Below are 11,645 nucleotides of genomic sequence, written 5' to 3'. Positions count from 1 at the left end.
TGCTTAACGCACTTCAAAAATCGCTTCGACTTCCACCGCCGCATTGCCGGGCAGTGTCGCCACCCCAATGGCGGTTCTAGCGTGACGCCCTGCATCGCCAAATAGCGCGACAAAAAGCTCTGATGCCCCGTTGATCACCAGCGGCACATCGTGAAAGCCCGGCGCCACATTGACGAAACCATTCATGCGCACGCAGCGCACCACGCGGGGAAAATCGCCATCCACGGCATCGCTTAACGAGGCCAGCAGGTTCAAGGCACACGCCTGGGCCGCCAGCTTGCCGGTTTCAAGATCGAACTCAGCCCCCACCTTGCCGGGATAGAGAACATCACCGTCACGCTCGCAAATCTGCCCGGCTAAAAACAGCTGGCTGCCCAACTGGGACCAGGGTAGAAACAGGCCACGCGGCCTTGGAATCGCCGGTAACGTAAGGCCCTGCTCCGCCACCGCTTGTTCAATCGTATTGCTCATGGTTCGTTGTCCTTATTGTTTAGCTTCATTAAGCCAGCTGTTAATAGATTAATGAGGGCAGCCAGGTACTCAGCCACGGTATATAGGTGATGATGATCAGCGCTAACAGCATCAAGCCAATCAGCGGTAAGCAGGCCTTGAACACTTCCTGCAGCGACATCTTGGAGATCGCCATAGCGACGAACAGGTTCAACCCTACCGGCGGCGTAATCATCCCCACCGAGAAGTTGATCAGCGTGATCACCCCAAAATGCACCGGGTCAACGCCGACCTGGGCCGCAATAGGCTGCAGTAGCGGCGAGAGCACAATGATGGCCGAGGCGCTATCGAGGAAAAAGCCAGCAACGATCATCACGACATTAAACAGCGCCATGACCTGAAACGGATCGTCTGTCCACGACAGCACCTCGCCTGCCAGTTGGCTAGGCGTACCGGTAATGGCGAGCAGCCAAGAGAAAGCAGAGGCACCTGCAGTAATCAGCAGCAGCGTCGCGGAAATCAATCCAGAGCTTCTTAACGTTCCCACCAGTTCCGTTACGTTAATGGTGCGATAGACCACCATGCCGACGAACAGACCATATACACAGGCGACCGCCGCCGATTCGGTCGGGGTAAAGACGCCACTGTAGATGCCCCCCAGTAGAATCACCGGCAGTCCCAGGCCCCAGGCAGCATCTTTAAAGGCAACTAAAATTTGCCGCAGCGAAGGGAAAGGAGCGCGCTCATAGCCTTTGATGCTGCTAAAGACGATGCAGTAGGCGATGAGAATCGAGGCAATCACAATAGCGGGCAGCAGACCTGCTGCAAACAGCCGCCCCACCGAAGTACCGGTCACTGAGCCGTAGATAATCAACGCAATACTCGGCGGCACGATCGGTCCCAAGGTACCAGCAGTGGCGATCAACCCAATCGCAAAGCGCTTATCGTAGCCAGCAGCGACAAGCGCCGGGAACATGATCGAGCCAATCGCCACCACCGTGGCGGGACTTGAACCGGAAATGGCCCCGAAGAAGAGGCATGACAGCACCGTGGCCGCTGCCAAGCCCCCTGGCACCCACCCTACCAACGCCTTGGCAAGATTGATCAACCGGTCGGAAAGCCCACCAATCCGCATAAGCTCCGCCGCCAGAATAAAGAACGGAATCGCCATCAGCGAAAAGTTGTTCATGCCGGTAAACATGCGCATCGGCACGATGACCGGATTGGTGGCGCCAAAGAATTCAATGGCAAGAAACACCGCCAATGCCAAGGAAGCAAAGATGGGCAGCCCGAGCAGTAGAACGGCAAAAAAGATCGGTAATAATGCAGTAATCATGGTCGCCCTCCAGGGTTAAATGAGCTTATCCGACTCAGCCACAAGCTCTTCGGAAAGACTCACCGGAGGCTTTTTCCAGACTTCATTGATGACCCATAGATAACGCAGAATCAGCAGCACACCAGAAACGCCAATCGGCAGATAGAACCATGCCATCGGCAGGCGAAGTGCGGCGGTTAACTGCCCGCGATCCAGCGTGCTGAAATAGAGAACAAAGCCGTAATAGGTCATAAAGCCTGCGAACACGATACCTATCAGTGCTGCGATCATGTGCAGCCAGCGGTTCACAGCGGGCGAGGCAATGGCATTCAGCACATCCACCGAAATATGCGTGCCATGGCGCACACCCATACTGGCGCCTACAAAACTCATACAGATAATGGAGTAAATAACGACTTCTTCAGCCCAAAATAGCGAACCGCTAAAGCCGTAGCGATACACGACTTGGATGGTAGTGAGGATGGTCGCAATCGACATGAAAACGACCATCGCCACACTCTCCAAGCGATCAAGACATTTGTTGAGCGCTTCGAACATGAGATATCCACACCCTGAAAGGGGTAAGAAGAGAAGAGCTAAGTCTTAGCCGACCCGTTGGATCAATACTCGATACCCACGGCGTCATATACCTTATGCAGCAACTCCGTGGTGACGATTTCTTCATACTCTTCGTGCACCGGCATGCTGGCTTCAATAAAGGCGTTGCGCTGCTCTGGGGTGAGCTCATTGATCGCAATTTCGTCTTTGATCTCTTCCATGATGGTCTCTTCGTCCTGCAGCGTTAGCGCACGGGACGTGTCTCGGCCATTATCGAAGGCTTCCAGCATCACCGCCTGCAGATCTTCCGGCAGCGAGTCCCAGGAGTCCTGGTTTATTACCGCCGCATAGGCGTGATAAGCGTGATTGGTCAGCGAGAGATAATCCTGCACCTCATGGAAACGCATGGTGTAGATGTTGGCCAGTGGGTTTTCCTGCCCCGACACCACGCCCTGCTGCAGGCCGTTGTAAACCTCGGTGAAGGCCATAGCGGTGGCGTTAGCGCCCAGGTTTTCATAGGTGGAGATGATGATCGGCGCCTGCATGGTGCGCATGCGGATACTCTCCATATCTTCTGGGTTTTCGATCGGGCGATCATTGTTGGTAATATGCCGGAAACCCGCTCCCCAAAAGTTGACGCCGTACATGTTATGGCCATTCAGGGTATCGAGGATTTCGCGGCCCACTTCACCATCCAGGGTTTCCACCATGGTGTCGTAATCGGCAATCAAGAACGGCAGATCCAAAATCTGCATGCGCGGCTCAAAGTTGCCCAGGGTGGCCGTTGGCGGGATACCGATATCGACCAGGCCCATCTGAATCTGCTCAATGATTTCAACGTCGCCACCCACCTGAGCGGCCGGCAGCACGTTAATCTCGATACGACCGTCGGACTTCTCCTCTACCTCCTCTTTAAAGCGCAGCGCCGCCTGGCCGTTCGGCGTCTCTTCAATCAATACGTGAGCGAAGCTGAAGGTATAGTCGGCCGCATGGAGTTGAGCCGCGCTTAGAGAAGCGACAGCAATAGCAGCAGAGAGGGTGGCTTTTGTCAGCGTTAGTTTCATGTCCAGCACCTTATTTAGTTATGATGAATTGCTTTTTAGTTTCCTGTTACTGCAGTTGAGCAAGGTTAAAAGGCCGCTCACGCCATTAAGCGTTCCATCGCATCCCCCAGCGCTTCGCGCGGGGTACTACTCAGCAGCAAGGCAAGTGCAAGCCTTGCCTTGCGTGCACTGATATCGTTGAGCGCGATCACCCCAGCCGAGACCAAATCAGCCAGGCTGCCGCTAAACTCATAACTGGTGTTCACCGGCCCTTGAGCGCAACTACTCACTACCGCTATAGGGACACCTGCGCGAATCAATGCTCGTATTTCGTTCATCCAGCCAGGTGGCACATGGCCCCGGCCTAAGCCATCGATCACCACCCCGTTCGCCCCACTCTCCACGCAGGCTTTCAGCAGTGCTGGCGAGGCATCCAGATAGGCGGGCAGTAGATCGACACGCGGCAGCGGAACACCCCAGCCTTCAATGGGGGGCTCAATCGACGTCCCTGTGTGATAAAGCTTGAGCCGTTGACCGTCGATATACCCCAGCGAACCAGCGCCGGGGGCGTCAAATCCATGCAACTGGAAACTGCTCACTTTGCGGGCATAGCGCGCAGCAAATAGCGACTCGTTGAACACCAAGACACAGCCAAGCTGACTCAGTTGGGGGCTGACCGCCGCCACGATGGCATCGCAGATATTTTTAAAGGCGTCGGTACCTAACTGGTGAGGCGCCCGCTGGGAACCAGTGATGACACAAGGTTTATCCGCTGGAAGCGTGAGCGATAAAAAGTAAGCGGTCTCCTCCAAGGTATCGGTACCGTGGGTGATCACCAGACCGTCCACATCGGCTCGCGACAATACTCTTCGCCCTTGGCAATGGAGTTCAGCAAGATCGGCGAGAGTGACGGCATTACTGGGTTTCTGCAGGATCGACATCACCTCTAACGTGACATCGACACCCTGCGGTAGCGCTACCTGATCCAGTAACTGCTCGCCGCTTAAAGCCCCTGACTGGCTTCGCCCTGAGTCACTGGGCTTGCTGGCAATAGTGCCGCCCGTGGTCAATACCACGATGTGCTTTTTTGTCATTCAGGTTCCCATTTTTTATGCTTTTTGCCACACACAACAGACATCAGATGTCTGATTTCAGACTAGACTAAAGAACAAACCATTAGCAAGGCAGTCACATAAAACAATAGAAGATAAGAATATTTCTTTTAAATATATGCAAACGGCTGTCTTAAGCCGCTAGGCTTAGGGCATTGATAAAATGCAGGAAACACCGATGAGCCACGCGAGGCCCACATGAGTTTTAAACGCCAGCCCGAGATTAACTCGACCAGTACAACCTCTTTTGGGGATTCGATGGATCGCAGTTCAGTTGCGCTGCAACTGCTAGAGCGTATTAAAAGCGCTCTTATACGAGGCGACCTCAAGCCAGGGGATTACCTGCCCTCGGAAACGGAGCTCACTCACACCCTGGGCATTGGTAAATCCAGCGTGCGTGAAGCCATCAAGATGCTGCAAGCGATAGGGATCGTTGAGGTCAAACGGGGCCAAGGCACCATGATCCGCCGTGAACCAGGCACGCCGCTCGTCGACCCGATGGCTTTCGGGATGATCCTGGCGCGAGGCATGACACGGGACGTATTGGAATTCCGTCTTATGTTTGAACCAGCGTATACCCTTCAAGCCATGCATAGCGCCACAGCAGAAGATCATCAACGTATTCAGCAGAGTATCGACGCCATGGAAGAAGCCATCCGAGCGGGTGCTCAAACCTCCAAGCACGATATTGCCTTCCATCGCGCCATTCTGCACAGCACCCATAACCCCATGACCATCCGCGTCGGCGAAACCTTATTGCAACTGATCGAAGCCGCACTGGAAACCTCCATGCGCTCACTACCGGAAACCGCTTTGAAGGACCATAAGGCTATCTATGCTGCCTTCAAAGCAGGCGATACTGCCGGTATTCATGCAGCGATAGCCGTTAGCAGCGATAGCTGGGAAACCAACCTTACCTATGAAGGAGACAGCGAATTGAGTGCGGCACCACGTTAGCGGAATGCGAGCTACTTTATCCTTCTTGGCATTGTAAATTTGTCTCGTTTTGTCACAAAGTTAATCTATTAAGGATCAAGAGCTATCTGCAGCAACGCGCCTACTGCCAGTGGTATCACTGACTCATCAAAGTCAAAGCAGGCGTGGTGATGACCAGCCGCAAGATCAGCACCGAAGATCATGTAGGTTGCCTGGCCGCCGCGCTCCATTACTCTAGTCATTAGCGAGGTGGCATCTTCAGAGCCCGCTGGCGTTATATCGTGTCTCGCTAACTGGGTGATACCAGAGTAACCGGCGAGGCAAGAAGCAATTTTTTCTACCAGTTCAGGGCTGGCAGCACATGCACTAGCAGCGCCTACGCGTTCAATAGAGACACTCACTCCCTGCATAGCGGCAGCGCCTTTTAGTACCTCGAGGGCACGACTTTCCAAGTAGCCATTTATATCCGCTGTGGCGCCACGGGTTTCCAGCCGTAACAGCGCACTATCGGCAATGATATTGCGCCCACTACCGGCATGCAGTTGACCAACATTAATCCGCGCAGCGCCTTTGCTGTGGGGGGCAATGGCATGCAAACCAAGAGCAGCCTGGGCTGCCGCCAGCAAGGCATTTTGGCCTACCTCTGGTTGCCCGCCGGCGTGGGCTGCTGTGCCTGAAAAGTGCGCATCCAGTTTGGTGGTGGCAAGAAAGCTATCGGCGGCGCAAATTACATGGCCGCTGGCATGGCCGAGCCCCAAGTGCGTCGCAACTAGCCTATTAACATCATCCACCACTCCCGCTTCGACCATGGATTGGGCGCCTCGAACGCCCTCTTCGGCGGGTTGAAAAATCAATTTTATTTTGCCACACAGCTGGCTAGAAAACTGGCACAGCAGTTCCGCCATCCCCAGCCCAATAGTGGCATGGCCATCATGACCGCAGGCATGCATAGAGCCTTGATTGAGCGAGTGAAAACCCTCCTGGTAAGGACGGTGATCATCCTCAGTGGACTCAACGATTGGCAGCGCATCAAGGTCAAAACGGAATGCTTGGGTTGGCCCAGGTCGCTGTGTATCCAGTGTACCCACCACGCCGGTAAAGCCCCCTTCCAAGGCAGGCAACCAGCGCTCAACAGCACCCTGAGTGCGCGCACGCGCCAATGCTTCGTTCAGCGTTTGTATATCAGGCACGCCCATTCGCGCACGCTCACTCACCACCGTTTGCCCCAACTGAACGGCAAAGCCCAGTTGGCTAAGCCTCTCAGCCACATGACTGGCGGTGCGGAATTCCATCCATCCCTGCTCGGGGTAGCGATGAAAATCACGCCGTTGGGCATAGAGCTGAGTAGCGATGGCGTTGGCAGCATCCCTTATATTAGCGTCCATAAGATGCCTCCAAGGCTAACCCATTGCCTGAGTAATCAAGCCAAAGCGCGTTAGTGGCCCTTCCCCGACGGCATCGCCACAGCGCATGCGGGTAATCTGGTCGACGCAGTTAAGTCCTAAGGCCGTCAGCCAGCTATCGTCGTCGGGATCGACTAAGTCGATGCGTATAAAATCACCCTCAGCGTCCGCCAACAGCGCCAATACCAACGCCTGAGCCTGTTCGGCACTGCGCGCTAGAATGGGGCCAATATGCTCACCGCGCCCATAAGTACGCTTTAGCGCTAACCCTTCAATAACGCCCGCATTTTCAATCACCACCCCTTTGTTAGCAGATTGAACGGCCACCGCATGAGCCGGGCTGTCGGGAGAGAGCGCGAGCAGCGCCGCCTGATCGCTTGCCTCCATCGCGCGTAAACCCGGCTGCAGCGGCGCAGACGGAACCTCGGTGACCCTCCCCTGGTATTGGCAGATCCGATTGCAGGGCTCAAAGCCCAGTTTTTGGTACAAGGGCAGGCCTGCGGTCGTGGCGACCAACAGCAGCGTCCGCTTGCCCGCTAGGGCCATCAGCCGCGTCATCATCTCGCGCCCGAGCCCCCAGCCCTGCCACTCGTCGCTAATAATCACCAGCCCCAGGTTAGCCACAGCCCCTTGGTTGAAACAGAGCCCGGTTCCCACTAACTCACCGTCGACGCTTTCCAGCACGACGCCCTCTCCTACATCAAGCATCTGGCGCCAATCATCGATGCGGTGAGGCCAGCCGAGCTTGAACGACAGGCGATGCGCCGCCTCAAGATCGTTCAGGGTCATGGTTCGCCACGTTAAGTCCTCACGTTCAAAGCGGGAGGGAGGGTTAGCAGAAGCAGACATCGAAGAGGAGTGGGGCATCGCACTATTTTCCTTGCGCTGGGGTTGATCGGTTTGCCGCTACTTTGGCACTCGCGCAAGCGCTGTGCCACGTCGTAAAGGTCGCTTTGCGCAATTCAGCAGATTTAACCGTCACTGCTATAGGTGAGCGCATCACCTGCGCCCAAACGCCCTGTACTCAGCACCCCATGCTGGGTCATCCGACCTAGGATGGTAGCTAAACGAAAATACTATTGGACTACCTTCAAGGACTCTCATGCCAAGTTTCGATCCTGCCCGCATTGCCTTGCCCTGTGCGCACTTTATTCAGGGACAGCGCGTAACTGACCCCAGCGCGCTCAGCGTATCCCGCCCCTCCGACGGCGCCGTTTATGCCGAACTGCCCATGGCCGATGCCAATCGCGTCGATGATGCCGTCACCAGTGCTCACCAAGCGTTTGTGCGCGGCGACTGGTCACGCTGCGCGCCGCGGGAGCGGGCACGCATCATGCGCCGCTGGGCAGACCTGATTGAGGCCGATATTGACTATCTCGCCCCGCTGGAATCCCTCGGCTCCACCCGGCCGATTGATCAGACCCGGGCCTGGGATGTGCCCTACACCGCTGAGGGCATTCGCTTCTTTGCGGAATTCGCCGACAAGCACGGCGGCGAGGTAGCAGCGACCGCCCACGACCATCTGGGTATGCAGATTGCCGAGCCGTTGGGCGTCGTCGGGGCCATCGCGCCCTGGAATTTTCCCCTCAGCATGACCTGCTGGAAAGTCGCCCCCGCTTTGGCCGCAGGCAACACAGTGGTGCTCAAACCCTCCGAGATGACCCCTTTCACCGCCGTGCGGCTGGCCGAGTTAGCCATTAAGGCGGGCATGCCTCCAGGTGTGTTCAACGTCATTCAAGGCAATGGCCCCGTGACCGGCGACGCGCTATGCCGTCACCCCTATGTGGCCAAGGTCACCTTCACCGGCTCAACGGTGACAGGGCGCACCATCATGGGCGCCTGTGCAGAAACCGGACCCAAGCCGGTCACCCTGGAGCTAGGTGGCAAGAGCCCGCAACTGGTGTTTGCCGATATCCCGGATATTGATCGCACCGCTAAAACCCTCGCTGCGGCGATTACCGGCAACGCTGGGCAAGTATGCGTCGCAGGCTCACGGCTATTGATCCAACACGAACTGTTGGAGCCCATGATTGAGCGCTTGAGCAAGCATTTTAACGCCCTCACCCCTGGCCCTACCTGGCAAACAGGTGGTTGGTTTTCACCGATTATTTCCGCTACCCAGTTGACCCGCATTGAATCCATTGTGGCACGCTCCCGCGAGGCGGGCGCTGAATTGCTGGGCGGTGGAGAGCGCTTTGAACGCAATGATGGCGGCCACTTTTACCAACCCACCCTGCTGCATACGAACGACCGCCACAATCCCGCCGTGGAGGAAGAAATCTTCGGTCCGGTGCTGACCATTCAAACCTTCGAGAGTGAAGAGGAGGCGTTAGCGCTGGCCGAGCACGATGTTTACGGCTTAGCAGCTGGCATTCATACCGCTGACCTGGGGCGCGCGCTGCGCACAGTGCGCAGACTTTCGGCGGGCACGGTATGGGTTAACCGTTACGGCCGCAGCAACGACTACATTCTGCCCACTGGCGGCTATAAGCGCTCAGGCGTAGGCCGTGATCTAGGCCGTGCCGCCTTTGACGCCTGCCTGCAGCACAAAAGCGTGCTGATTGATCTCGACCAGTGAGTGACGCAGCGAATTCGATGGTTACTTTATCTACCAAATAGAGGTAGCAAGCATGTTTATCAACGTAGACGCCGTGCACGACTCTCCTGCCCTGCCCGAACAGGTTGATGTGGTGGTTATCGGTGGCGGCATTGTGGGGACGACCGCCGCCTATGAGTTGGCTCGCCAAGGGGTATCGGTGGCGCTGCTGGAGAAGGGGCTTATCGGCGCTGAGCAATCAAGCCGCAACTGGGGCTGGGTACGCCAGCAGAATCGCGATATGTTCGAACTGCCGCTAGCCATGTATAGCCTCGATCGTTGGCAAGCGTTCTCCACCGAGATTGGGCGCGACGTGGGGTTTCGTCGCAACGGCATTGTTTACACCACCGATAGCCAAGCTAGCCTTGCTAAATGGGAGGCGTGGGGGCAACAGGCCCAGGAACAGGGCTTTACCAGCCATATGTTGAGTGCCGAAGAAGCCCGTGAGCGGGCGCCTGGCACTACCTCAACCTGCATTGGTGGCGTCTGGTCGCCCAGCGATGCCCAGGCCGAGCCCTCGATGGCCTGCTCGGCCATCGCTACTGGGGCCCGTGAACACGGCGCCTACCTTCACCAAAACTGTGCGGTGCGCGGCCTGGACCTGCATGACGGGCGTGTGGGCGGCGTTTGGACGGAGCACGGATTGATCAAAGCCTCGACGGTCATCTGTGCAGGCGGGGCCTGGAGTTCTCGCTTCTGCCGTCGCCACGGCGTTGAGCTACCTTCGGCCAATATCATGGGCACCGCACTGCAAACCACCGCCGCGCCGGAGGTCACACCGGGCTGTCTGATCACCCCCAAGGTCGCACTGCGCCGCCGCCTGGATGGCAGCTACACCTTGGCGCTGCCAGGGCTTGGCCGGGTGGAAATCAGCCCCCAAGGGATTCGCTATGCGAGCAAATTCTACGCCGCCTACCGAAGCAAATTAGCCAAAAAGCTGCAAATCCGCATTGGCGCGTCTTTCTTCAATGGGCCAGAAGCGGCGGGTAGCTGGCAGTTTGATCAGGTATCGCCGTTTGAGCGCCAGCGCGTGCTTGACCCCACCCCTGACATTCCTCAGGCACGTGCTGCCCTGGCTGCCCTGCAGGCCGAGTACCCGGCGCTCAAAGGTGTCCATATTGCCCGCGCCTGGGCCGGCATGATCGATACCACGCCGGATATGATACCGATCATCTCCCCGGTGGATGCCATCCCCGGCTTTATCGTCGCCGCTGGCTTTAGCGGCCACGGCTTTGGCATTGGCCCGGGGGCCGGCCGGTTAGCGGCTGATTTAGCCACCAATTCCGCGCCGGTGGTTAATCCCCTCCCTTACCACATCAAACGTTTCTCCGATGGCAGTCGTATCCGCCAGCCAGAAATGATGTAAATGGGCCGCCGCATTGTGTGCTGCATGGGCCAAAAAAAAAGCGCGTTTGTGTTAGTCAGGCGCGCACTTTCAGCGTCTGGCGCCTGCTCGAGAATGCTGTAATGAAATGAGTGGCTGCGCTAAGAACTCTCCCACCACCACGATGATGACAAAAGAGGATCAAACAACATGAGCGAGATTATGCGCCCTAAGTACATCACCTTTGATTGTTACGGCACACTCACCAACTTCCAGATGGGGCGCATGACGCGCGAAATTTTTGCCGATCGTATCCCTGATGCAGAACGCATGGAACGTTTCGTACAAGACTTTGGCGCCTACCGTTATGACGAAGTGCTCGGCGAGTGGAAGCCCTACGCTGAGATTCTCTGCGCGGCGCTTGAACGCACCTGCAAACGTTGGGGCATCGAATACCGTGACAACGAAGGCATGCTGTATTACCAGGCCGTACCCACCTGGGGCCCGCACCCAGACGTGATTAAGGGACTGGCGAAAATTGCCGACAAAATCCCCCTGGTGATTTACTCCAACGCCGATGACAGCCAAATCATGGCTAACGTGCAAAAGCTTGAGGTGCCTTTTCACAAGGTTTTCACTGCCGATACGTTCAAAGTCTATAAGCCCCGTTTAGCCGCCTTCGAAGCCATGATCGATAGCTTGGACTGCCACCCTGATGAGCTTCTGCACGTTTCATCAAGTTTCCGCTACGACCTTATTTCAGCCCATCTAATGGGTATTAAGAATAAAGCCTTTGTGGCACGCAATCACGAACCCTATTGCGACGGCTATGGGGCCACCAAAATTAACGATATCCGCGACTTGCCAGCACTCGTCGGTCTTTAAGCCGTCTGTTGCGCGAACCGTGC

11 protein-coding genes are annotated in these 11,645 nt (G+C 56.5%); 4 read left to right on the top strand and 7 right to left on the bottom strand.

Annotated elements, in window-relative coordinates; translation table 11 throughout:
• Window positions 1-3 precede the first annotated feature (3 nt).
• The 5 genes from HZU72_RS00800 to HZU72_RS00780 all read right to left on the bottom strand — a co-directional run bounded on the left by HZU72_RS00800 (window position 4) and on the right by HZU72_RS00780 (window position 4,460).
• Window positions 4-471 (bottom strand): RidA family protein, encoded by a 468-nt coding sequence (locus tag HZU72_RS00800; RefSeq protein ID WP_180089682.1) that lies wholly within the window; start codon window positions 469-471, stop codon window positions 4-6.
• Window positions 472-511: 40 nt separating this feature from the next.
• Window positions 512-1,786, bottom strand: a complete 1,275-nt coding sequence (locus HZU72_RS00795) for a TRAP transporter large permease (protein WP_009285971.1) — start codon at window positions 1,784-1,786, stop codon at window positions 512-514.
• Between the two features lie 15 nt (window positions 1,787-1,801).
• Window positions 1,802-2,323 carry a TRAP transporter small permease gene (locus HZU72_RS00790; RefSeq protein ID WP_039857381.1) on the bottom strand — a complete coding sequence of 174 codons (522 nt, stop codon included), beginning with the start codon at window positions 2,321-2,323 and terminating at the stop codon, window positions 1,802-1,804.
• Between the two features lie 62 nt (window positions 2,324-2,385).
• A complete protein-coding gene (locus tag HZU72_RS00785; RefSeq protein ID WP_180089680.1) occupies window positions 2,386-3,387 on the bottom strand; it encodes a TRAP transporter substrate-binding protein in 1,002 nt (333 codons plus the stop codon).
• Window positions 3,388-3,464: 77 nt separating this feature from the next.
• Window positions 3,465-4,460: an asparaginase gene (locus HZU72_RS00780; RefSeq protein ID WP_180089678.1), complete on the bottom strand. Its 996-nt coding sequence runs from the start codon at window positions 4,458-4,460 to the stop codon at window positions 3,465-3,467.
• 216 nt (window positions 4,461-4,676) lie between these two features.
• Here HZU72_RS00780 and HZU72_RS00775 point away from each other — a divergent pair, with 216 nt between their 5' ends.
• Window positions 4,677-5,435, top strand: a complete 759-nt coding sequence (locus tag HZU72_RS00775) for a FadR/GntR family transcriptional regulator (protein WP_180089676.1) — start codon at window positions 4,677-4,679, stop codon at window positions 5,433-5,435.
• 68 nt (window positions 5,436-5,503) lie between these two features.
• Here HZU72_RS00775 and HZU72_RS00770 read toward each other — a convergent pair whose 3' ends face one another.
• The gene (locus HZU72_RS00770; RefSeq protein ID WP_180089675.1) at window positions 5,504-6,799 is read right to left on the bottom strand and encodes an amidohydrolase; all 1,296 of its coding nucleotides are present in this window, start codon (window positions 6,797-6,799) and stop codon (window positions 5,504-5,506) included.
• 15 nt (window positions 6,800-6,814) lie between these two features.
• Complete coding sequence (locus tag HZU72_RS00765) at window positions 6,815-7,684, bottom strand: GNAT family N-acetyltransferase (RefSeq protein ID WP_180089673.1); 870 nt, start codon at window positions 7,682-7,684, stop codon at window positions 6,815-6,817.
• 235 nt (window positions 7,685-7,919) lie between these two features.
• Here HZU72_RS00765 and HZU72_RS00760 point away from each other — a divergent pair, with 235 nt between their 5' ends.
• The 3 genes from HZU72_RS00760 (at window position 7,920) to HZU72_RS00750 (ending at window position 11,622) form a co-directional block, all read left to right on the top strand.
• Window positions 7,920-9,395, top strand: coding sequence for an aldehyde dehydrogenase family protein (locus HZU72_RS00760; RefSeq protein WP_180089671.1), 1,476 nt, complete (start codon window positions 7,920-7,922; stop codon window positions 9,393-9,395).
• A 52-nt stretch (window positions 9,396-9,447) separates the two neighbouring features.
• Complete coding sequence (locus HZU72_RS00755) at window positions 9,448-10,779, top strand: NAD(P)/FAD-dependent oxidoreductase (protein ID WP_180089669.1); 1,332 nt, start codon at window positions 9,448-9,450, stop codon at window positions 10,777-10,779.
• A 168-nt stretch (window positions 10,780-10,947) separates the two neighbouring features.
• Entirely contained in the window at window positions 10,948-11,622 is a 675-nt protein-coding gene (locus HZU72_RS00750; RefSeq protein ID WP_180089667.1) for a haloacid dehalogenase type II, read from the top strand.
• Window positions 11,623-11,645 lie beyond the last annotated feature (23 nt).

It is taken from the genome of Vreelandella sedimenti, assembly GCF_013416325.1.
GTDB classification, from domain to species: domain Bacteria; phylum Pseudomonadota; class Gammaproteobacteria; order Pseudomonadales; family Halomonadaceae; genus Vreelandella; species Vreelandella sedimenti.
This window is presented reverse-complemented; position numbering and strand designations above follow the sequence as displayed.